Consider the following 23,922-nt stretch of genomic DNA (forward strand, 5'->3'; position numbering starts at 1 on the left):
TCCTAAAATAAAATTGCTAAAGTGCCTATAATTACTATACTAGCTACTAAAAAGTAATATTTTTTATCTAACTCACTCTTTAATTCTTCATAAAAAAATTGTTCCTCAATATCATTATTTATACTAGATATTTTTCTCTCTAAATTATTAACTCTCTCCCCAAGCCTTCTTATTGAATCTATTACATCAACATTATATTTAGCTATATCACTATTTAATAATTCCATAGAGTTATTCATATTGGTATTTCCTTCTTCTAAACTGTCTTTTATTTCATTAAATTCTAATTTAATATTATAATTTATTTCTTCAAATCCATCTCCCATATATTCTTTAAATCCTAAGAAATTGTCTCTAATTTCACTCTTATCTATCTTTAATCTATTTTCTAGTTTATTTACGCAATTCATAACTCTTAAGCATTCACCTTTTAGCATTTTATCCATCTCTTCTATTTTTTCTACATGCTCTTTAGCTATATCCCTATTTGCCTTTATATTTTCACTTAATTCTTTAGCTCTTCTTTGTAGAGTAGCTATATTTTGAATACCTTCTTCCTCTGATAATTGTCCTATATTTTTATTTATACCTTCTACTTGCTTATTTAACTTTTCTATTTCATCATAAGTTTCCTTTGCTTTCTCTTTTAATTCGTAAATGTTTTCTCTCGACTTAGAAGATACATCTTCTATATTTTTTAAAAATTCATTAGCTTTTTTCTCAAAGGTTTCTTCCCCTTGTTCAACTCCTAAATTAAAGTCAGATATAGCTTCATCTAATATTACCTTTAAATTATTTTGTAAACTTATTAAGTTATTTCTATTTATTGTAGCAGTTTTTTCTGAAGTACTTGTAAGAGTCTTTATTAAATTTTCTTCCGTAAGTTTTAAATCCCTATAAATAGATTTCTCAAAGACTGATTTACTTATTTCTGAAACCAATTCATTAAATTCATCTATTAAGTTATCTTCGTGCCTATTCTCCATAACTTCCTCCTAACCCACTACTAATATGAGTTTATATACCATAAAACTTCATTTATTACTAAATCTCTTCATTACAAGGCATAAAATTCAAGTTCTCTTTATAATAATTATACTTTATTTACCATATATGTAAATACTTAAAGGTGTCTATTTGAAATAATTTACTTTTTATTTATGTATTGCTAACTTTATAAAATTTAATTAAATAAATAGCCCTATTTTAGAGATTAATCTAAAATAGGGCAAAAAATAAGAAGCTTATAAAAACAATTTTTATTAAATTTGATCTAAGCTTCTTATTTATATTTATTATTTTTTTATATTAGTTATCTGAAAATTTAGATAAAAGATTTAGTATTTGAGTATATAACCATATTAAAGTTACCATTAACCCAAAAGCTCCATACCATTCCATATATTTTGGATATCCATATTGTGAAGCTTTTAATATGAAATCATAGTCCACTATTAAACTTGCTGTAGCAACAGCAACAACAAATAAACTAAATCCTATACCAATTATTCCTGAACCATATATAGGTAATACTATTCCAAAGAAACTAAGTACCATTCCTAATAAGTAAATAGCTCCAATTGATATTATAGCTATGAAAACTCCTCTGCTAATTCTGCTAGCTATATCTGGAGTTCTTCTATATATAAGTACTGTAGCAACTAAGCATACTATTGTTAAAAGCATAGCTGGAAATACTATTCCAGGAAAAACACTTTCAAAGTATCTTGATATAGATCCTAAAAGAACACCTTCAAAAGCAGCATAGAAAACTGCTGTAAACTGTGCAACCTTTGGTATGAATGATGTTACTAGTCCTAAAATTAATGATCCTCCTAGTGAAACCACTAAAGCACTTTTATAATTCACATCTGGATTTTGAAAAGCTATCCAACTATAAACAAAAGCAACACCTAAAATAGCCGTCATTATTAATATTTTTACTATAGTTCCTCTAACAGTCATGGTTGTTCCATCACTAACAGCCTTTTCAAATCCAGCTGCTAATGCAGGATTTGATTCTCTTCTCATGTTTCTACCTCCTATATAAATATAAGTAATTTATTATATTGTAAATTATAAAATAAAAATATGTCAAATACGTTTCATTTATAACTAAAATATAACTTAATTTAAATTTATACTTCAATAATGGAATATTAATTTATCTAAATTCATTAATCCTCATCTAAATCATTCCACTGATTTAAACAATAACTCCAAAGATATTCCTTTATTATATTTGTACTTTTACATTTTGGACATTTTTTATTTTTATTAAAAAATAAAAGTCTTTTCATTATTCCTATATTAAAAGTATTACCACAATTAATGCAAATAAACCCATAAGTGCTTAATATCCAAAGTCTAAATAAAAATATTTCTAAAAATACATAAATTAAAAATAAAATAAAACTAAATAAATTCATAGGTCTTAATATATAGGCAATTATTGTTATTGAAATTACTATAATACCAAAAATTAACAGGGTCACTTTATTTTTTTGAAATTTCATATGAAACTCATCCTTTATTATTTACTATCCTTTTCTTAAATATGAATCAATAGACTTTGCAGCTTTCTTTCCAGCTCCCATAACAAGAATAACTGTGACTGCTCCTGTAACAGCATCTCCTCCAGCATAAATTCCATTTAAGGAAGTACTTAAACTTTCTTCATCTACAAGGAGACATCATCTCTTATTAGTTTTTAATCCATTTGTTGCATTAGCTATTAGTGGATTAGGTGAAGTTTCTAAGGACATTATTACACTATCTACACCCATAACAAATTCTGACTTTTCAATTTCAACAGGTCTTCTTCTTCCTGAAGAATCCTCTTCTCCAAGTTTCATTCTCACACACTTGAGTATTACTTTTATTTTTAAAAGCCTTCATAAGATTTACCCTAGTTAAAATTTCATTTGCTGATTGACCAATAGCTACTGCCTCTGCCTTTATTCCTAAAACACACCTTCCTTCACATTGAGATTCTTGTGGACAAACCCTACCACATACAGCAGGTAAAGCATTATATTTTGATAATTCCTGAAATGAGGATGAAAAATCACCTTTTTTTATTTAAGTTTTAAAAAAGCTCGTCCTTCTTCTGTTCTATAAATAGCTTGTCTTCTAATCGATTCATCAAAATCTACTAAATGGCCATTAAATTCTGGTCCATCAACACATACAAACTTAACTTCTCCACCTACTGTAACCCTACAAGCACCACACATTCCAGTTCCATCAACCATTATTGGATTTAAACTTACCGTAGTAGGAATGTTTAATTCCTTTGTAAGTTCACACATAAACTTCATCATTATAATAGGCCCAATTACAATTGCTCTATTATAATTTATGCCCCTATTTATCACTAAATCTTCTATTGGTAAAGTAAATCTTGCCATACTAATAATTCCTCCAAAAATAATATATTTTTCACAAAAAAACAAAGTAGACTAGTCTACTTTACATTTTTATTTATTATTATTTAATTTTATTCCTTAATCCTATTTATTTTCTTTTTTCCACTCATCTAATTGTTTTTGTAATAACTTATTGTTTATTTTTGTAACCACTTCTTTTCATTTAATATTTTACTTGTTCTTCCTCCTATTAAAACTCTACAATAACTTTCTTTTGAACGAATAAATGCTCTTGTTTAATATGCTTCTATACATTCTCCACACCCTATACAAAGATCTTCATTTCTTATAACTTTTCCATTTACAATTACACAGCACATAATATCTCCTCTAAAACAATTTAAAGTTGAATTTCTTATTTTAAAAGTAAGCATTTATAATGCATAACTTATCAATATATTTTATTGATAAGTATTTAATTATTTATTAACATTTTTAATTGTGGTATAATTATATGAAAAAATTAAGTATTATACACTATTTTAAATTTAAGAAAATAGGAGATGATTTTTATGGCGGTAGCAATAGTTCAACAACAACAGCAACAACCACCAAACGATAAGATTAATATTGACTTATCTAATTCTAATGTTGCTGTAGTTAAAAATACAAAAGAAACTAAGCTCCCAATCAAAGATGAAAAACAGACAAATAGTAATGATAATTTAGAAATTGAGAAAAAAACTGAGCCTAAAATTGAAGAAAAAAGTAAAGCTAAAGTTGACTCAAAAGAAGAAAATAAAGCTAAAGTTAAAACTGAAAGTAAAGTTAAAGAAGATACAAGTGAAAAGAAAAGTTCTTATGAAATTAAAGAAGAGATAAAAAATCAAAAACCTGTTATAAAAGAAATAAAATTACCTGTTAAAAAAGATTTAAAGAATTCTTCTGAAAATTTATCTACTAACTCAAATGAATTTGCTTCAGATGTTAATAGAAGATTATATGAATATGAAAGTGTTAGAAGTAATCAATCTAATGCAATGAATGAAGCTATTCGTTTGCATAATGGTGATTCTAGCAACACTTGCGTTTTCTTTCAAGGTGCTTGTTTAAGAGCAATAGGAGTACCTGTTCCAAGTCATATTGGTTATACTTCTAACCTTTGGAACTGGCTAGAAAATAATAACTGGGAAATGCACAGAGATTTTTCAAATCTTCAAAAGGGAGATATTATCTTTGCAGGTGAATATCACACAATGTGTTTTATGGGCTGGAAGGATAAAGCAAATGGTATTGCCTATGTAATGGGAAATGAAGCTTATACCTATGGAGATGCATATGCCCATCGTAATTTAAATGGACAAGCTCCTACTAAAGAAAATGGATGGAATAGACAATATAAAGCTACAAGATACTACAAATATAAAGGAAATTCTTCAAAAGGAAATGAAAATTCTGACATTGTTAAAACAAACATTGTAACATCAAATCCTGTTATCTCAAAGAATCATAATTATACAGTTAAATCCTTAAAGGGTACTGTAACAGCTAAGCAAGATGTTTATGTTAATGAAAAACCATTCCCTACTACTGAAGGGATTAATCCTGTAGTACTAGCTAAGGGTGGAGATAAATTAACTGTAACTGGTAGAGCATCAAATGGATGGTATGAAGTTCTTTATAATGGAAAAAAAGCTTACATAAGCAATAGATATACTAACTTCTTAGAAGAAAAAGAGGCTCCATCTAAAGAATCTAATAAAAAAGTAGAAGAAAGTAAGCCTACTACACCTAATAAAACTTTGGAAGAAAGTAAAGATAACAAAGAATCTGAAACAAGCAAACCTGCTTTGACAACTGTTAAAACTGCTTATGTAAAAGCTAATGGTGGACTATGGTTACACTCTTCTAAGGATTCCTATATCTCTTCTAGATTAGCAATTATGGATAATGGTGAAAAGGTTACAATCTTAGAAGAAAGTGGAGATTGGTTTAAGGTTAATTACAATGGTAAAACTGGTTTCTGTGCAAGCAAGTACTTAAGTGAACCTACTTCTCATAAAAGTAAAGTAGTTAACCAAGCTGAATCTAATAAAACAGAAGAAATTAAAGCAAATACTCCTAGTAAAGCTGTAGAAGAAAGTAAAACTAATGATTCTAAATCTACTGAGGAAAGTAAACCAGTTTTAACCAATGTTAAAAGAGCATCTGTAAAGGCAAATGGTGGTTTATGGCTACACTCTACTAAAGACTCCTCTGCTTCTTCTAGAATTACAATAATGGGTAATGGAGAAAAAGTTGATATTTTAGATGAAAGCGATTCTTGGTATAAGGTTAACTACAATGGAACTATGGGTTGGTGCTCAAGCCAATTCTTAAGTAACAAAACTGTTATCTCTGAAAACTCACAAAGTAAACATATAGAGAAAAATAAGACAGTTCAAGTAATTAAACCTGTTACTAGTAGTAGCATAAAAACATCTTACATAAAAGCTAATGGTGGTTTATGGTTACACTCTACTAAAGACTCTTCTGCTTCTTCTAGAATAACTATAATGAACAAAGGGTCAAAGGTAAGAGTTTTAGAAGAAAGTGGTTGTTGGTTTAAAGTTGACTACAATGGAAATACAGGTTGGTGTGCAAGTAAATTCCTAACTAATCCAGTAACATCACAAAGTAATGTTGTGGAAGAAAGTAAACCAGCTCATCTAGCTCAATCAAATATTAGTGAAATGTCATTAAAGTCAGCCCATATAAAAGCTAATGGAGGATTATGGCTACACTCATCTAAAGACTCCTCTACTTCTTCTAGATTGACTGTAATGGGTAATGGCCATAGGGTTGAAATCTTAGAGAAAAATGGAGATTGGTATAAAGTTAGATATAATGGAAACATAGGTTGGTGTTCTAGCAGATTTATTGTTTAAAATATTATAAATAGAAATTAATAAGACTTATTAAATTTAGTTATAGTATTATGACAGATTGATTTTACTCATAAATCAACCTAAATAAAACTCGTCACAAATTCAAGTCTTTTATAGAAAAGGAGTATATCAAAATAACTTTATTTATATTTTGATATACTCCTTTTCTTTTATTTAAATATAACTTAAACCATTATATCCTTATATAAAATCATAATTGCTATAAATTCTTTAATTTACTCATATATATTTTTTTGATATAATAATTACTATGATTACGTACGTAAGGAGGTTAAAAATGGATAATAATTTCTTTTATAAATTTCCAGCACTTAAAGGAATTCAGGCATCTAGAGAGTTTTTCGTAATTATGTGTCCTTTATCTGTACTATCAAAGTTATTTATTTTTAATGATGATGAACTACCTCCAGAATATCGTGCACAAAGATTGTTAAATAAATCTAGAATACCTGAAATAACATCCTATATGATTGATAATCCTAATGACTATGTATTTTCTTCTGTTACAGCATCAATTGATGGTGAATTTTCATTTGAACCCTTTGAAAAAGCTTCAAATGAAAATATTGGAACTTTGCAAGTGTCCATGGATAGTAGATTATTAATTAATGACGGTCAGCATAGAAGAGCAGCTATTGAGGAAGCTTTAAAAGTTTCAACTGAATTAAGTAGCGAAACTATATCAGTAGTTTTATTTATAGATGAAGGACTTAATAGAAGTCAACAGATATTTGCTGATTTAAATAAGCATGCTGTTAATGTTTCAAAATCAATAGGTATTTTATATGATTCTAGAGATCCAATTGCCTTAACCACTAAATCACTTATTGAAAAAAATAATTTTCTGAAATATTTTACAGATAGGGAACAGCCCTCTTTGTCTAAGTATTCAAACAAACTATTTACATTAAGTAGTATAAATGAAACAAATAAAAAGCTACTTTGTAAACTTAATCCTAAGGATGAATCTACTCAAAAATTTGTATATGAATTTTGGGATTGCTTATGTACAAATATGAAAGAATGGCAATTTGTTTTTAATAAAGAAATTAGCCCAAGTATCTTTAGAAAATCTTATATTAGTTCTAATGCTGTAATTCTTGAATCTCTAGGTGTTATAGGAAATTGTCTTTTCAGAAAAAATAAATCTAATTGGCAAGAATATATGATTAAACTAAATGAAATTAATTGGAATAGATCTAATCTAGAAGATTGGGGTAATCGTGCTATTGGAACTAACGGACGTATAGTAAAAAATTCTAATTACATAAAGCTCACAACAAACTTTATAAAATTAAAGCTTGGTCTTGAACTTAATAAAGATGAATTAGAATTAGAAAATTCATATAGAAAGCAGAAGGAAAATAAAAATGAATAGTTTAAATATAAATGATAAAATTAATAATATACTAGATGAAATGACTCGTGTGTATAAAAATGATTCAAGACCTTGGGTTATAGGATATAGTGGTGGAAAAGATAGTACTACTGTTGTTTTATTAGCATTTAAGATGCTTCAAAACTTACCAAAAGAAGAAAGACATAAACCTGTTTATGTAATTTCATCAGATACATTAATTGAAAATCCTATAGTATTATCTTATTTACAACAAAACTCAAAATACATAAATGAAGGTGCTAAAAATTTAGGATTACCTTTATATACCGATATGATACACCCAGATTATAATAATACATTTTGGGCTAATGTAATTGGTAAGGGTCTTCCAACCCCTACTTCTATTAGATTTAGATGGTGTACTGAAAGATTAAAAATCAAACCTTCTAATAAATTTATCGAAGATAAAGTCAAAGAAAATGGTGAGGTTGTTGTATTACTTGGTGTTAGAAAATCTGAAAGTATAGCAAGAGGAATTAGAATAAAAAATAGAGAAATTGAAGGTTATTTATTAACTCCTCATGTGACTCTACAGAATACTTATGTTTATAATCCTATTGTTGAACTTACAACTGATGATGTTTGGGCTATTCTACTTTCAAATAATGGTGAAACTCCATGGGGAACTAATAATAATGATTTATTTGCCCTTTATATGGGTGGTGAAGGTGGAGAATGTCCTTTCACTGTAACAAACGATTCAGAGACACCATCTTGCGGAAATTCTAGATTTGGTTGTTGGATTTGTACTGTTGTAAAAGAAGATAAATCATTAACTGGATTTATAGAAAGCGGAGAAACTGAACTTAAACCACTACTTGATTTTAGAAGTTGGCTATTAAGCATACGTGATAAACATGAATATAGGCAACAATATAGAAGAGATGGAAATCATTATTATAAAAAACTTTACTTAGACAAAATGCCTTTACTAAATGATTATATTATTGATAAAAATCATCTATTCTTTGATAAAGAAAATAATGAAGGTTATATAGATTTAGTTAGATCTAGAGAAACTGATGAATTTTTAAATAAAAAATCAACAGATAAAGATAAAATATTCCTTGAACTAATTCCAACAATTGAATATGGTGAAGATATTAAATTAGATCTTAGTAAAATTCAATCTGATTCAAAAGGTGAATTCATAAATGTTGTTGGTTATGGTCCATTTAATTTTAAAGCTAGAAAACTTATTCTTGAAAAATTACTTGAAACTCAATCTAAAATCCAAGAGTCATATGACCTTGATTTAATAACAATTCAAGAGTTAGAAGCAATAGATAAAATTTGGGATAACGAGGAAGATTTAACTCGTAGAAGCTTAGTTGAAATTTATTATAACAAAACAGGGAATAGACTTCCTTGGGATGATTATAAAAAACCTATTTTTGATAATTCTACATTAGAAACAATATCTAATTTATGTGTAGAAACAGATATTCCAGAAGATTTAATTAATAAATTACTTATAGAAAGCAATAAATATAAACATTTTACAAATAAAACCATACTAGATAAATCTATAAGCAAATTATTAAATCAAAAACATTTACACAAAAGTTTAGTTGAGGAGATAGACAATGATAATTAATAATATAACACTTAAAAACTTTAGATCATACGAAGACGAAACTACCTTCTCATTTACTCCAAATGGTAATAAAAACATAGTTTTAATTGGTGGTGAAAATGGAGCTGGTAAATCTACTCTATTTGAAGCAATTAAGCTTTGTATATATGGTCCTACAACTTATGGTTACCTTGGTAATAATTATAATTACCAAACTAAAATTAAAAATAATATTAATGATAATGCATTTAAAAATGAAGATATAGAATCATTTATAGGATTAACTCTTTCCTTTAAAGAAGGAACAGAAATTAAAAATTATTATCTAAAACGTATATGGAGATATAAAAATCATAAATTAAATGAAGAATTCAAAGTATTTTTAAATAATAATGAACTTTCTGAAGATGACAAACTTTATTTCGACAAATATCTAAAATCAGTTTTACCTCCTTCACTATTCGACTTTTTCTTCTTTGATGGTGAAGAGTTAAGTGATTTCTTTGTTGGTAAATCATCAAGTTCGAACTTAAAAGAATCTGTACTTGAACTTTTCAACTATGATACCTTTGATGTATTGAAAAAACAATTGCTTTCTTATCAAAGAACACATTCTAAATCAAATAAAAATTTAGATGAAGCTCAAGCTAGATATTATGAGCTTTTATCTCAAACACATGAATTTAAAAATAATATATCAGAACTTGAAAATATAATTTTTAATAACGAATCTCTACTGGATGATCTTTATATAAGAAAACAAAATTCCGAAGATGATTTTAGAAATAGTGGTGGTATTTTTGAAGAGGAAAGATTATTGTTAAATTCAGAGATTAACAAGCTTGAATCTGAACGTACAGAAATAAATCAAGAAATTAAAGATTTCTGTAATGATACTCTTCCATTTTTAATAGTCTCTAAACTATTAAAAAATACTAAGAAGCAAATTGATGAAGAAGATTCACTTATTTCATTTAATAGTATAAGTAAAAAGTTATCTGGTAACATTATAAAATCAACACTAAACAAACATTTACCTAAACATAATAATGTTAATTATGATGAAATAGCCTTAACTCTTTTAAATGAAATGTTTGAAATAGATAAAATGAATGATATATCTAATATTCTAGAACTTTCAAATGAAGATAAAAGTTTAATTAATATTATAATTAATAATGTATTAGGTAAAAGTAATGATTTAAAATTTGATATATTATCAAAATTCACTAGACTTAAAGGAATTTCATTAAGTATTAAGATTTTAAGAGAAAAACTTAATTCAACAGTTTCAGGTGATTTTTTAAATAGTTATTTAGAAAAGAGTTCTGTTTTAAACAAGGAAATAAGTCAATATGAAAATATAATAACTTCTTCAAAAGCTAAACTTGAAGAGAAAAACGCTCAATTATCTTTAAAAGAATACCATTTAACAAGAGCTAAAAATGAACTTACTTCATTATTAAAAAATAACAATATTTTAGAAATGTCATCTAATATAATTAGCTATTTAGATAAACTTTTAAAAAATATTACTAGAGATAAAATTGATGCTATAGAAAATGAATTTATAAGTATATTTAAAAATATTATAAGAAAAGACAACTATGTAAATAGTATAGTGATTGATGATTCATTTAACTCTACTCTTTATATAAATAAAGAATATGATACAAATGAAATATTAAATATATTAACTAACCTTGGATTCGAAGGAACTGAAAAGAAATACGGTCCAAAATTTATAGATGATTTATTTAATCATTTTAATGTGCCAAACTATAAAAGTTTAACTAAAAAACTTGAACAACTTTCTTTAGTTCAATATATTTCTCTAAGTTCAAAAGTTAATATAAATGATTTTTCAAAAGGAGAAAAACAAATTTATATACTTTGTTTAATTTGGGCTATTATAAAGAGTTCAAGTGTAGAAATACCATTTATAATTGATACACCATATGCACGTATAGATGAAACTCATAGAAACGCTTTGACAACAACTTATCTACCTAACATAAGTAAACAAGTTATTATACTTTCAACTAACAAAGAAATTGATAATGACTTATATCAAGTTGTTAAGCCTTATGTATGTAATGAATATCTACTTGTTTACAACACAAACTTAAGAAAGACAGAAGTTAAAAAAGGATATTTTGAGGTGTAATTATGGGATTTAGATTAAAAACATCAAAAAGAACAAAAGAAATATTTGAAGAATTGACTGGAAGTTCAAACCTTAAACCATTTATTTTAAGTAAAATAGCTGTTTCAATGTCTTTAAATCATGAGAAATCAATTGAGTATTATAAAAATAATGATACGAATGGTCTTGAACTACAAAGATCTACTGTTACTGGTGAATTTGATGCTGTATTTAAAGCTCTTATTGAAATGAATTTAGGTAGACATATTTCAGATGATGACTACTATCCTACTTATATGAAACTTCATATGGATAGAGGTGCTGAACTTCTTTATAATAAATATAAATACTCAGGGGGTAACTTAGAAAAATTTATAACTAAGATACTTGATGAAGGAGATGATAGTATATGATATATCTAGATAATAGTGCTACTACTCCAATTGACCCAGAAGTTTTGGAAGCGATGTTACCGTATTTAAAAGAAGAATATGGTAATCCTTCTAGTAGACACTACACATTAGCTGTTAATGCAGAAAAAGCTGTAGAAAACGCTAGAGAGCAATTAGCTAATTTAATTAATGCAAACGCAAAAGAAATTATTTTCACAAGTGGTGCTTCTGAAAGTAATAATATGATTATAAAAGGTGTTTCTGATTATCTTAAATTTTATGAAGATAAAGGAAATCATATTATAACTTCAACTGTAGAACATAAATCAGTTTTACAAACATGTAAGTTTTTAAATGGTGATGTATTTTGGAATAATCCAGATAAAACAATTGCAAGTCAATTTCTAAAAAAGAAAAAAACTACTAAAAAAATTGATAGAGGTTTTGAAGTAAGTTTCTTACCCGTTAATGAATATGGTCAAGTTACTGATGAAAGTTTTAAAAATTCTATAAAAGAAAATACTATTTTAGCTTCTTTTATATGGGGTAACAATGAAATTGGATCTTTAAATAATATAAACTCTCTTTCTAAGATTGCCAAAGATAATAATATACTTATACATTCTGATGCAACACAAGTATTAGGAAAAGTTTCTATAGATGTAAAGAAAACTCCAGTAGACTTTTTATCCTTTTCTGCCCATAAGATTTATGGACCTAAAGGCGTTGGAGCTTCTTTTATAAGACAAGAAAGTTTTAACAATTACAAAATGACCTCTCTTATACATGGTGGTCAACAAGAATTTGGATATAGAGCTGGAACTCATGGAGTTCATAACATAATAGGATTCGGGAAAGCTTGTGAAATTGCAAAAAGAGACATGGATAATTACATAAGAAAAATACTTAAACTTGAAGAAGAAACTAAAAAAATTTTAAAACAAAAATATCCTGAAATAGAGTTTTTAGGAGATCCTGAAAATAAAATACCAGGTGTAATAGGTATAATTATACCAAATGTAATAAATGAGATGCTAATAAAAAATTTAGCTGCTAAAATAGCTATTTCAGCAGGTTCTGCTTGTGGAATTGGTGAACCATCATATGTTATACAAAAGATTGGAAAAGCCAATTATACTAATCACTTTATTAGAATTAGTTTAAACAAAAGTTCACGTATTGATGATATATCAAAACTTAATATTTAATTAAAGACATGTAGAAAATTTCTACATGTCTTTCTATTTATAACAGTAATATTAATTTATAATTTTTTAATATCTAAAGTGAAAATTTCTACAAATTTTTTAGCCATTTCTTTTTGTCTTTTTTCAATTTCTTCAATACCCCACTTATCATATTCTAATAATTCTTTAGTCATAAACATATCAGTATATTCTTTATATACATCTTGTTTTTTATCAAAAAATTTATTTGATGTTTTGCTTTGTGCTTTTGGCCCTAATAAAGTAAGATTACCTAATCTATTAAGGTATAAATCACATTTTTCCTTATCTCCAAAAACCTCTATCCATTTTTTACCAGATTGTTTAGACTCAGATACTGTTTGAGGTAATATATGCTCAATAGTAACACTTTTTCTTCCAGGCGCAATCCATTCTTCATTTGAATGCAAGCTTTTTTCATATTCTATTAACAAATAATATGTTGAATATGGCTTTTGCTTAACTTCTATAATTTCAATCGCATTTTGAAATTCATTATCTTTAGCATATTTGTTAAATTCATAGCATAATTTGTCTATACTAAATTCTCTAGCAATTTCTCCAAATAACTTTTCTATTGCTGTTGCTTTCTTTTTTAAAATAGAAATATACCTTATTAAAAAATTCAAACATAATTTTGCTACTTTATAAAAATCTTGATTATTGATTTTATAATCATATTTTTTAAGAGCTGCAATTAAAATTGGAAAATGGGAATTAAATTTCAATTCCTTAGTTTCTCTTAAAACATTAATTAAATTTTTATTTTCTATAATATTCTCATTAGGATCTATTAATAATTTATAATATCTAGACAATTTATCTAAATCATTTATCATATTTTTGGCTTTTTCATAGTCTTTTCCTAAATAATTTTTTATATCTTTAAATAAATCTTGAGTTCGTACAAAATTATATTTTGATATCCAGTAATATCTTATAAAGTTCTTTAACTCTTTGTTATCTTCTATTGTAGATGTAATTTCTGTCCACTTCTTTTTTAATTCTTCAAAATCATTTTTATTGGAACAATTTTTAAATAGTTTATTTTTAATCAAATCTACAGATGAAAGCTCTAACCCACGTTCATTAAGCGTTTCAAAAATTAAAAAAGCATCAACATCATTCTTTACTTCTATATACACAACTTCTAGCTTATCTAATATAGCATCATGAAGTTTTCTTAATTTGTCATATATATTTTTTATATCATCATAATTATCATAACTTTTCTCTATATAACCAATTTTGTTCTTAACCATATAATAGATATAATCATATGCCTTTACAATTTTTTCATTTGCCTTTAAATCCCCTTTATTTTTAAACTTATTCTTTATACATTCTAAATAATCTTTATCTTTATCCCATCCATTAACAATGTATTCTTTAAAAAACTCTCTATTTACTACTCCTAAATTTAATTTTAACCCTATAACTTCTCCATCATCATTTGAAAATTCAAGTAATTTTTGAATATTGCTTAATCTATGATTAATTGAATCTTCTTTTGAAAAAATTTTTTCACTGTAAAATCTTCTTATAACATAAAGAGTAATCATTATTGTTGTTAACCTTTGTTGACCATCAATAACTTCCAACACTTTTTCGTCGTCTTTTCTTTCTGAATTAAACACAATTGTTCCTACAAAATGATTATTTTTGCTTTCTATAACTGAATATATATCATTAAATAAATCATCTATATGATTTTCACTCCATGAATAAGTTCTTTGATAGTCTGGAATTTCATATATTATATCTTCCTTTAAAATTCCTCTTAAAGTACATCCATCTGCATCTATTTTCATTATATTTTTTATCTCCTCTTTAATTTTTTAATAACTCCCAAAAAGCTAAATCTTTCATAAATGAAGGTCTTTCACTATCACCTATTTTAACTAAACTATGATGTTTTGCTAAACCTTTTATAGTTGTTACTATCTTATCTTCTTCCTGTTTACTTTGAGCGTTGAACAACTTTTTAACATCTCTATTATTTAAATCATCAACTCTATGAACAACCCAGTTTAATATATAATTAGCGTAGTCATTCTTATCTGTTGAAAAATGAGTTAGTAATTGAGTTGAAAGTATTGTTCCTACACCAAATTCTCTTCCTTCTTTTAGTATCTTCTTTAAAGCTGTAAAATCTTTACTTAAGAAATTGTCTGCTTCATCAACTAATATTATTTTATTTAACTGTCTTAAGTTACCTTCTATTTTACTATGTCCACCTGCTTGCATTTGAGCATAAAATAAGTCTAATGTAATTGCCACAACTAGATTTTGTATTCCTTCATCATATCCTGATAAATCTATTACTGTAACCCCATCTATAATTTCAAATAAACTCTTGGTTTTAAATGGATCTGGTTCAAATATTTCAAAATCTATAAGATTACTTAAAGCAGAATATAAACTATCATCTTTTTTCAAGTCTTCTCTTGACTCATAAACATCATAAACATCTTTTAATGTTGGTGCTGGTTTATTCCAAGTTTCTTGATTATTCTTGATAATTCCTCTTTTTTTATAAGCTTCCATTATAAGTTCTCTTAGCACTGTCTCTTGCTTATTACCAAGTCTAAATCCTTTTGTAATAGTTTCTTTTAAACTATTAGCAGTATGAAGTGGAAGCATTGGCTTTGAGTTTGGCCCCTTTATTACTGATAATGGATTAAATGGTAAACTATATAATTCAAAAACTTTAGCATCTGTAGCCTCTATAAAATCTTTTTTTGACTTGTTATAATCTCCTTTATAGTCAAAAATAAGAATTCCAATATCTTTTCCATAAACATTATGGTTTGATTCTCTATGAATTTGAGTAATTACAGATTTGGTAAACTGAGTTTTTCCAGTTCCCATAGTGCCTATTATTCCAGTATTAGTGTGAAGAACTTTGTTAGTATCATTTGGATAAAAAATTATTTTTCTATTGTTTTTTTCATTAGTTCCAAATATTATTTCCATATTTCTTTCTTCTTCTACTTTGCTATTATAGCAAGCTATTGTTTGTTTACAATTTTCTGAACCATTTTCACTTATTTTAACTATTTCTTCTACTTTATCATTATAAACAATCTCTTTTTTTATGCTATTTTTATTTTCTGTATCATCAATAATTTCTTTATTATCTACACTTTGATCATTTACATATTCAACATTTTCTACTTCTGAAAAATCAACTTTAGGAATTAATTCTTCAATTTCGCTAACTGTTTTGGTTATAAACTGCATTCCATATTGTGATTGCATTTCTATAAGCATAACATCATTTATTATCTTAGAAGTATTTTTAGTTGCACCATTTTTAAATGATACTACAGCAGCTTGACCTATAATTTCATCCATTGAATCAATTATTGTGTATTCTTCATTTAGTAATTTTCTTCTTAAATCCGAATCTATTATCTTCTCTAAATTTTGATTATCACATACTCCATATAAATTTAGCTTTTCTGCACTAGAAACTATTAATTGCATTAAGAAATTTCTATATACTCTTTTTTTATTTAAATGTTTTTCTCCTTCTTTAAGTAATAAGATTTCTTTAAGAAGACTTTTAGTTTTTTTAGCTTGAGTTATGCCCTTCTCTATGTAACTATCATCATTTATACCTATTTTTACTTCTATAGGATAATAGTGAACAAAAACATCATCATTTCTTTCTTCTATTCCAACTAACAATATATCATCACTTGTAGCACCATTATTATCAAATCCTAAATTTTTAACAGAGAAAAACCCGTCTGATTGCTTTAAACCTACACCACCAGAAACTCTTAAAATTTCTTCTAATGATATTGGAATCCATGTTATATTTTCATTTTTAAACTTAGCTAATGCTAATTTTATAGCTGAAAGTATACTTATTTTTTCTTTAGGGAAATATGATTTACTAGATAGCATTCTTAATAACCAATCTCCATTTATAGCATTAAACATATTTATTATCATTGGTGAAAATTCTTTAGAATTTTCTATATAATTATTATCTAAAAATTCTTCTATTACTCTTTGATATGGAGTTGATTTTCTAGTTACAGTTATTGCATCATATCCTCCAGCAGTTGTATATTGATCGCTATAATGTATTATTAATAAATCTTTTGCATTAGGATCATTTTTAAAGAAATTTAAATCAACTTTTGGATTTATAAATGTAACCCAATGACTTGAATTATATATATTATCTAGTGAATATTTACTTTCATTAGAAACTGAAATAGCTTTACACCTATTGCTATCAAATGGATCTCCATTAGAAGCTGTATTTAAAGCATTAAGTTTAATAGCAACATTCATTAATTCTGTATCTACATTTGTATATTTAGTACCAAATCCTGTTCTATAAGAATCCCCTAAAAATACTGATGGAATTCCAGATATTTCACCATTTAATATTACTCCTGATGGTATATCACTCATATTTGATATTATTGTTTTTATATCATCGCTCATCTCTAAAAATGTAATATGTGCATATTCTATTTCATCTTGAATTTTTTTGGTATAGAACTTGACTTTTTCTCTATAAAGATTAAGAACATCCTCTTCAGACATATTATCAACTCTTAAGTCTATGCCATATAATCCTTTTATACTTGATATATCTTCATTAAAAGCAATCTCTTCAAAGGCATTTGTTATATTCTTATCTGAGTATATAAATAAATCTATAGGAAGTATAGAATCTCCTGCTTTAAGTTTTTTTACGTAATATTTAAAAATTCCTTGAAGAATCTCCTTACTATCACCTGTATTTATTAAATTTAGTCTAATTGTAGCATTTTCAGACATATTAAATAAATATTTAAAATGGTCTACAAACTCTTCAATTTTTTCTGTAACAAGTTTAGATACAAATTCTCTAGAACCCTTATATCTTGGTAATTTTTCATCAACATAATACTTCCATTCTGGAGAATGTAATTGCTCCATTGGGATGTATAGTAAATCTTTATCTTCTCCAACTATATATGGTAAAAGATATGTTGAAGTAAATCTTTTAATAATTTCATCAGATAACTCTTCATCCCCAAGATCATTATTTATTTTTAATTGGTAAGCTATATTTAAAGGATGTAATGGTGTGAAAATTAATTCTTTATCTTCTATTTCTCTTTTTATTGCTCCTAATTTTAAAAGGTTTTTCTCTTCATTATTTAAATATCCTGCTTCATGAATTGAATTTAAAGCTTCCAAATAAACCCTTATAAAGTCACCATATAATAATTTCACTTCATCACTTAAATAAGTCAAACTAGGTAATTTTTCAGATTTTTTATAATACTCTAAAATATTAGAATAAGCTTCTCTAACTTTAGGATATATTGAAATATCAATACTTTCTAATCCTTCTTGGTTTTCAAGAAAATAAAAACCTCCATCTTCTATTATTTGTTTTTCTAAAGCAAGATTTTTCCTAAATTCATCTCTTATTAAATATTCTTTAGTTCCAAAACCTAACTTAGTGTCTCCAATATATTTAAAATCTGTTTTCTTTTCTCTTTTTAATTTTAGTACTTTTATTCCTGTTGCATATTCTAATGTTTGATTTGTACCTATTATTCCAAAAGGTATAATTTCATTTTCAATCTTAGCATTAAATCTAATAAGCTCTTCATCATTCTCATAATTAAAATCTTCTGATATTTTAATTTTCATTAATTCTTGTGGGTTAATATCAATCTGTTCATTATTGCAAATCAACTCATAAAAGCCTTCTTCTTCTCCAAATTCATTAAATATAATACTTGATTCATTTGTATTTATAGAAATATAGTTATAATTTTTCTTAACAACTAATGAATATTTAGACTTTATCCATTCTAAGTAGTTTTTATTAATATTTAAAACTACTATTTTGAATTCAAATTTAATTTTTTCTGGATTATAAACAACTTTATAGAATTTTGAATTAAATTCATCAATCTTTAGAGTAACTTTTAATTTTCTATCATAAGTAGTAGCTTCCAAATCACCTATTATTGCTTTTTCATTAATATATTCTTTTTTTAGTTTTCCATCAAAAGTAAATTCTAAATTTATTTCCTCTAAGTTATCTTCGTTAAAAATTATTATATTTCTAATTCTTGATTTAGACTTAGAAGTTCCCTCTTCTTTATCCCACCCTAAGGAAGATCCAATATACTCTAGAGGTTTTATTTGCTTTTTATCTTCAGCAGATTTTTTAACATAATTATAATTAACATCTTTCCAGTCATCAGATTTTAATTTATCAATTCCTTTATCATCAAAGTATTTTTCTAATTGAGTTTCTGGATTACCATAATTATGTATTTCATCTACTCTGCTAAAATATAGAGCATTTTCACTTATTTTATTTTTAAGTTCTTTTCCTGACAAATTTCCCAATGTACTATCATAAAATAAACCAAAATTTCTATACTCATTTTTAGCTATATAGCCTTTATTTATTATTTCTAATATTTCTTTATATTCAAAAATAGAATTATTATCTTGGAAAATAGAATTTTTCTTTCTTTCTAGATCCTTTTCAACAATAACCTTGTCCACTTTACTAAGATTATTATTTAAAATTTTCTCTTTAATATTATTTTGAATATAATTAACATGAAATGGCATACCTTCCTTTGAGAAAGATTCAGTACCACCTATAATGCTATCTAATGTTGTATTGTGAATAAATAGTATTCCTTTATTCTCATACCCTTTTTCATGCCCAACCATGTTTCTAAGTCTAGTTAAAAAGTCTGGTTGAACATTATCAATAGTAGCCGCTACTATTAAATCCTTACCATTTTGAAAATTTAATTTATATGATTTATACTTAATATTTCCATTTCCATCTTTATATTCATAAGTTTCACTTAAAGTATTTTCCTTTAAAATATTATATAAAGTTCTCACTTGTTCTTCAGTTTCAAATTGAATATTATATTTTGCTCCTGAATTTAAAGGATTATCTTTAAAAAATTCTAAAATTCTTTCTGATAAATAACTATAAAATTGATCTAACATATTGTGCATCCCCACTATCTGATTTCTTTTCTAGTAAGTTTAATTTTTCGTACAATTGAATTATTTTTTTGCTTGAGTCCATATCAAAGAATAATCCTCTTTTTTCAAACTCTTCAAATAAAACATTTAATTTAAGCTTTTTATTATTATTTATGCAAATTTTTGTCATTAAAATTATATCTTCTTCAGTTAAATTTAAATTGTACCCTAAAGAACCTCTTCTCTTTGCAAAATTCTTTTCAACAAACTTTACAAACCAATTTCTATAAGCTTTATAAGCCCTATTTCTAGTATCTTTTTTTTCAAATTGATATTCTAAAGAATCATAAAGTTTATACACCTTATCAAAACCATTAACCGAACTTTGTTTTGAAGTTACTTTAAACTCATCCCATGAAACATCTTTTATTTGATTTTGATACTTATCTATAACTTCTTCTAAATTACTTTCTAACTCATATTTATCTAAATTATTATAAACTTCTACTAATTCTAAATAACCAAGCTGTTCATCGCTATTATTTGTATTTAATATCTCCAATGTTATAGCATGAGAAAATAAAGAGTTAATTTCATTCTTTAATAAGTTCCAACCAAGTCTATATCCAGTTCTATTTTTTGAAATACTTTCCCAAGACAATGTATAATAAATTTTTTCAACTTTATCTAATTCGGCATTTTCAAATTTATTTAATTTTATACTTAATTGTGAAACATAAAACATATAGTAATATTCTAATAACCTTTTTAAAGAATTCTTATACAATTCTTCATTCTTTATTAAAAAGCTAAAGTCTTTTATAAACATATCCTTTACATAAGGAACATAACATTTATATTCATCTATGTTATATTCTTTTTCTTTTAATGTTGGCAATGCTTTTAATACTAATTTGTTTAATATATTTTTTATTTCAGTATCATAATAGAATAATGCTTCTTTTTTAACATTTTCATCAATTAATACTGAGTATAAAAATTTGGCCATTTTTTCGTCTGAATTTGTTGAACTTATATAATTTAATGTTCTAATATCAAAGTTAACTAAATTCTCATCTTCTATAAACATTGTCTTTACTATATCTTTAAATGTCTCTTCACTTAAATCTCCTTCATATTCACCAATTTGCTCTGAAACTTCTTCTATAAATTCTTCACAATTAAAATCTCCCTTTATTTCTTTGTTTGAAATAAATCTAGAAAAACTTCCAAGAACTCCTGAAAAATCATAAACTAATGCCTTTTCATTAGCTACATATGGTAGAAGTTTATATTTAGCTCCTTGTTTATGAGTTAATCCCTTTTCTGTAAACTTAAAATCCTTATCAAACTGCTCTATATCTACTTTGTAATTACTAAATTCATTCATTTTTAAATCTCCACAAATCTATACATCTCAAATTCGTCATCATATTGTAATCTATATTTTTTATTGTTATCTCTATTTTTTTCTGTAAATAAAAGGCTTTCATCTTGAGAACCAGCAGCATCTAATTTATTTATAAATTCAACAAATTTAACAAATTGATTTTTATCTTTTTTATTTGGTCTATATCCATCATTAACCTTTTTTAATAATTTATACAATGAATAATCTACATCTATTATTTCTGAAACTTCTAGTCTATTACTTTTAAACTTAATTTCCATAGTATTTAAGAATTTTATTAATTCATTATCTTTATTACTTGGTAAATTACTTATATCAGCTTTAAATTCAATTTCTTCACTAACCTTATATTTATTTTGATTTTTTCCAATAAAAATATTTATACTATCTTTATCAGCTTCTCCATTCCATTTTAAAATTCCATTCTTTATAAATCTATATAAATCTTTAAGCTTGGCTTTTTCTCCTTTATTCCAATAATAAAGGTTTGTTACAAACTCATAATAAATATCATCTTTTAGTGAAAATAAATCATTTTTTCCATACAGTAAATAACTTCTAATAAATAATTTTAATAAATCAACTTTTACTTTATTTATTATCTCTGTTTCAGTATTAATATTACCTAGAAAAGCTGATGGATAATCAATATTTTCATCAAATAATTCAATTAAATTAGTTGAGTTATTAAACTTAATAACAAAATCATCTAAAGCTTCGGTCCTCATATTTAATGGATCTAATTTATTTAAACCCTCAAATATTGGTGATAGTTCTTTATGACTAAATAATATATTAGGCATTAATGAATCTATATATTCTTTTGCTTTTAGTCCTTCTATTTTTTTTTTAAACATTGGTGAATTAATATCTATATACGTTCTAGATATTAATATGTCATGTAAAAAATTCAATAAAGCTCTAGTTGATATTATAATTTTATTCTTAATTATTACTTGAACAAGCAACTCCACAATACTTTTTTGAATATCATCATCACTTAAAAGCTCATAATTTACTTTTATAGGACATGCTTTTGCAATTGAACAATTTGTACAATTTTCTTTATATGATTTATAAAAACAATTTAAATCTGATTTATTCGTAAGTTTTCCAAGTAAATCTTTTATATATTTAGATTTAATTTTACCATATTCTATTGTATATATATGATAATCACAAAAATTTACGAATTGAATATTACTCCCTGGATCAAAATCATTCTCAACTATAGCCTGTTCAAGTATCTTATTTTTATCTACATACTGTTTTAATTTAGTAAATCTTGAACCATATTTAGAATCAATAAAATTATTCAAAGTTCCAAGATTTATAGCTAATATGAATTTTTGATTACTTAAATCAATTTTTTCATCACTAAATTCATCTAGCACATTATTTAAAGTATCCATAGAAGTTTGATTAGGTTCTAAACTTTCTGTAGCATCGTTATGAAGTTTAAACTTTGAAATAACCTCAGGATATTTATCTTTAAAATAAGATATTAAATGTGATTTACCATCTCCTACACTACCACAAACCAATATAAGTTGTGAGTTGTCACTTTTAGAAACATTTATTATAAGCTCTTCAAGTTTACTTTGAACATTTCTTTCTATATGCATATATTTTTTAAAATCACTAAAACTATTTAATCCTTCTACAGCTTCTTTAGAAGATTCCTTTAATTTAGCTAATTCATCTATTAAGCATTTTTTGTTTAACTCTTGTATTTTATTATTAGAATCGATACCAGCATTAAAGTCCACTTAAATTCTCCTTTATATCTAATTTTTTTAGTTATTTATTATAAAAAATCCAATAATTCTTTCAAAAAATTCTATAAAAACCAATAATATATTCTTATTATAAAATCTCTACGTTCAATTGTCCAATTCCTTGTATTAATTACATATTTATAATTAAGCATAAAATTAAAAGATAGTTTAAAACCACCTTTTAATAATAACAAATATCTATAACTTTTTAAGATACTCCTCATAATCATTTATACTTTTTATTTCATATTGAATTACTTAATTAAAGAGCTCCTCCTCTGATTTAAATAATTTCGCTATTTTACTCTTACTATTTTTAAACTGTTCAAAATCAACATCATTAAAAATTCTATCTATGTAAAACTATCCATTCATTTCAACTATATAATCTGTATACTCATCTTTTCCACCTGATATTTAACTGATTAATTGTAAAATGAAATTGAACTAAATAAAAAATCCATGGTGGATTAACCTGTGTTATGATTTAATCGCAACAAAAAATAAAACACACAGAAGATAATCACCATGGACTATCAAAATCATAGCACAGAGTCAAGAAAAAAATAAACACTTAAATATGAAAGAGCGTATGATAGTTGAAATATGTCTTAAAAATGGCTTTTCAGCTTACAAAATAGCAAAAGAACTAAATAGACCTATAAATACCGTTTTAAACGAAATACGC

14 protein-coding genes and 3 pseudogenes are annotated in these 23,922 nt (G+C 25.5%); 7 read left to right on the top strand and 10 right to left on the bottom strand.

From position 1 onward, the window contains the following. Positions 1 to 2: 2 nt before the first annotated feature. From Q1J60_RS11465 to Q1J60_RS11490, 6 genes and pseudogenes are all read right to left on the bottom strand, one after another. Positions 3 to 986: a hypothetical protein gene (locus Q1J60_RS11465; protein ID WP_300262314.1), complete on the bottom strand. Its 984-nt coding sequence runs from the start codon at positions 984 to 986 to the stop codon at positions 3 to 5. 322 nt (positions 987 to 1,308) lie between these two features. Then, positions 1,309 to 2,031 carry a Bax inhibitor-1/YccA family protein gene (locus Q1J60_RS11470; protein WP_300262316.1) on the bottom strand — a complete coding sequence of 241 codons (723 nt, stop codon included), beginning with the start codon at positions 2,029 to 2,031 and terminating at the stop codon, positions 1,309 to 1,311. A gap of 146 nt (positions 2,032 to 2,177) precedes the next feature. Beyond that, the gene (locus tag Q1J60_RS11475) at positions 2,178 to 2,516 is read right to left on the bottom strand and encodes a hypothetical protein (RefSeq protein WP_300262318.1); all 339 of its coding nucleotides are present in this window, start codon (positions 2,514 to 2,516) and stop codon (positions 2,178 to 2,180) included. A gap of 24 nt (positions 2,517 to 2,540) precedes the next feature. Then, positions 2,541 to 3,081 (bottom strand): annotated as a pseudogene (locus Q1J60_RS11480) (hypothetical protein); the annotation flags it as partial. Beyond that, a pseudogene (locus Q1J60_RS11485) lies at positions 3,078 to 3,389 on the bottom strand (iron-sulfur cluster-binding protein); the annotation flags it as partial. The pseudogenes Q1J60_RS11480 and Q1J60_RS11485, both read right to left, overlap by 4 nt. Before the next feature lie 275 nt (positions 3,390 to 3,664). Continuing rightward, complete coding sequence (locus Q1J60_RS11490) at positions 3,665 to 3,802, bottom strand: 4Fe-4S binding protein (RefSeq protein WP_300262320.1); 138 nt, start codon at positions 3,800 to 3,802, stop codon at positions 3,665 to 3,667. A 138-nt stretch (positions 3,803 to 3,940) separates the two neighbouring features. Here Q1J60_RS11490 and Q1J60_RS11495 point away from each other — a divergent pair, with 138 nt between their 5' ends. The 6 genes from Q1J60_RS11495 to Q1J60_RS11520 all read left to right on the top strand — a co-directional run bounded on the left by Q1J60_RS11495 (position 3,941) and on the right by Q1J60_RS11520 (position 13,037). Further along, positions 3,941 to 6,295 (top strand): SH3 domain-containing protein, encoded by a 2,355-nt coding sequence (locus tag Q1J60_RS11495; RefSeq protein WP_300262323.1) that lies wholly within the window; start codon positions 3,941 to 3,943, stop codon positions 6,293 to 6,295. Positions 6,296 to 6,593: 298 nt separating this feature from the next. Next, entirely contained in the window at positions 6,594 to 7,694 is a 1,101-nt protein-coding gene (gene dndB, locus Q1J60_RS11500) for a DNA sulfur modification protein DndB (protein WP_300262326.1), read from the top strand. After that, the gene (gene dndC / locus Q1J60_RS11505; protein WP_300262328.1) at positions 7,687 to 9,312 is read left to right on the top strand and encodes a DNA phosphorothioation system sulfurtransferase DndC; all 1,626 of its coding nucleotides are present in this window, start codon (positions 7,687 to 7,689) and stop codon (positions 9,310 to 9,312) included. The genes dndB and dndC overlap by 8 nt, the downstream gene beginning before the upstream one ends. After that, a complete protein-coding gene (gene dndD / locus Q1J60_RS11510) occupies positions 9,302 to 11,458 on the top strand; it encodes a DNA sulfur modification protein DndD (RefSeq protein ID WP_300262331.1) in 2,157 nt (718 codons plus the stop codon). Before dndC ends, dndD begins: the two co-directional genes overlap by 11 nt. A 2-nt stretch (positions 11,459 to 11,460) precedes the next feature. Then, positions 11,461 to 11,850 (top strand): DndE family protein, encoded by a 390-nt coding sequence (locus Q1J60_RS11515; protein WP_300262334.1) that lies wholly within the window; start codon positions 11,461 to 11,463, stop codon positions 11,848 to 11,850. Further along, positions 11,847 to 13,037 (top strand): cysteine desulfurase family protein, encoded by a 1,191-nt coding sequence (locus tag Q1J60_RS11520; RefSeq protein WP_300262337.1) that lies wholly within the window; start codon positions 11,847 to 11,849, stop codon positions 13,035 to 13,037. The genes Q1J60_RS11515 and Q1J60_RS11520 overlap by 4 nt, the downstream gene beginning before the upstream one ends. 56 nt (positions 13,038 to 13,093) lie before the next feature. Here Q1J60_RS11520 and Q1J60_RS11525 read toward each other — a convergent pair whose 3' ends face one another. The 4 genes from Q1J60_RS11525 to dptF are packed head-to-tail and all read right to left on the bottom strand — an operon-like array spanning position 13,094 to position 23,225. After that, entirely contained in the window at positions 13,094 to 14,866 is a 1,773-nt protein-coding gene (locus Q1J60_RS11525; RefSeq protein WP_300262340.1) for a DUF262 domain-containing protein, read from the bottom strand. A gap of 19 nt (positions 14,867 to 14,885) precedes the next feature. Then, on the bottom strand, positions 14,886 to 20,066 hold the full coding sequence (gene dptH, locus Q1J60_RS11530) for a DNA phosphorothioation-dependent restriction protein DptH (protein ID WP_300262343.1): 5,181 nt from the start codon (positions 20,064 to 20,066) through the stop codon (positions 14,886 to 14,888). Then, on the bottom strand, positions 20,047 to 21,435 hold the full coding sequence (gene dptG, locus Q1J60_RS11535; RefSeq protein ID WP_300262345.1) for a DNA phosphorothioation-dependent restriction protein DptG: 1,389 nt from the start codon (positions 21,433 to 21,435) through the stop codon (positions 20,047 to 20,049). The genes dptH and dptG overlap by 20 nt, the downstream gene beginning before the upstream one ends. Positions 21,436 to 21,437: 2 nt before the next feature. Beyond that, a complete protein-coding gene (gene dptF / locus Q1J60_RS11540; RefSeq protein WP_300262348.1) occupies positions 21,438 to 23,225 on the bottom strand; it encodes a DNA phosphorothioation-dependent restriction protein DptF in 1,788 nt (595 codons plus the stop codon). A 537-nt stretch (positions 23,226 to 23,762) separates the two neighbouring features. On the opposite strand from dptF, the pseudogene Q1J60_RS11545 reads away from it, so the two are divergent. Continuing rightward, positions 23,763 to 23,922: pseudogene (locus Q1J60_RS11545) on the top strand (helix-turn-helix domain-containing protein); the annotation flags it as partial.

It is taken from the genome of Clostridium sp., from assembly GCF_029258205.1.
Lineage (GTDB): Bacteria > Bacillota > Clostridia > Clostridiales > Clostridiaceae > Sarcina.

Excerpts from the sequence above, each read along its gene's own strand:
- Q1J60_RS11465 (WP_300262314.1), bottom strand. The coding sequence starts at position 986 with ATGGAGAATAGGCACGAAGATAACTTAATAGATGAATTTAATGAATTG.
- Q1J60_RS11470 (WP_300262316.1), bottom strand. The coding sequence starts at position 2,031 with ATGAGAAGAGAATCAAATCCTGCATTAGCAGCTGGATTTGAAAAGGCT.
- Q1J60_RS11475 (WP_300262318.1), bottom strand. The coding sequence starts at position 2,516 with ATGAAATTTCAAAAAAATAAAGTGACCCTGTTAATTTTTGGTATTATA.
- Q1J60_RS11490 (WP_300262320.1), bottom strand. The coding sequence starts at position 3,802 with ATGCTTACTTTTAAAATAAGAAATTCAACTTTAAATTGTTTTAGAGGA.
- Q1J60_RS11495 (WP_300262323.1), top strand. The coding sequence starts at position 3,941 with ATGGCGGTAGCAATAGTTCAACAACAACAGCAACAACCACCAAACGAT.
- dndB (WP_300262326.1), top strand. The coding sequence starts at position 6,594 with ATGGATAATAATTTCTTTTATAAATTTCCAGCACTTAAAGGAATTCAG.
- dndC (WP_300262328.1), top strand. The coding sequence starts at position 7,687 with ATGAATAGTTTAAATATAAATGATAAAATTAATAATATACTAGATGAA.
- dndD (WP_300262331.1), top strand. The coding sequence starts at position 9,302 with ATGATAATTAATAATATAACACTTAAAAACTTTAGATCATACGAAGAC.
- Q1J60_RS11515 (WP_300262334.1), top strand. The coding sequence starts at position 11,461 with ATGGGATTTAGATTAAAAACATCAAAAAGAACAAAAGAAATATTTGAA.
- Q1J60_RS11520 (WP_300262337.1), top strand. The coding sequence starts at position 11,847 with ATGATATATCTAGATAATAGTGCTACTACTCCAATTGACCCAGAAGTT.
- Q1J60_RS11525 (WP_300262340.1), bottom strand. The coding sequence starts at position 14,866 with ATGAAAATAGATGCAGATGGATGTACTTTAAGAGGAATTTTAAAGGAA.
- dptH (WP_300262343.1), bottom strand. The coding sequence starts at position 20,066 with ATGTTAGATCAATTTTATAGTTATTTATCAGAAAGAATTTTAGAATTT.
- dptG (WP_300262345.1), bottom strand. The coding sequence starts at position 21,435 with ATGAATGAATTTAGTAATTACAAAGTAGATATAGAGCAGTTTGATAAG.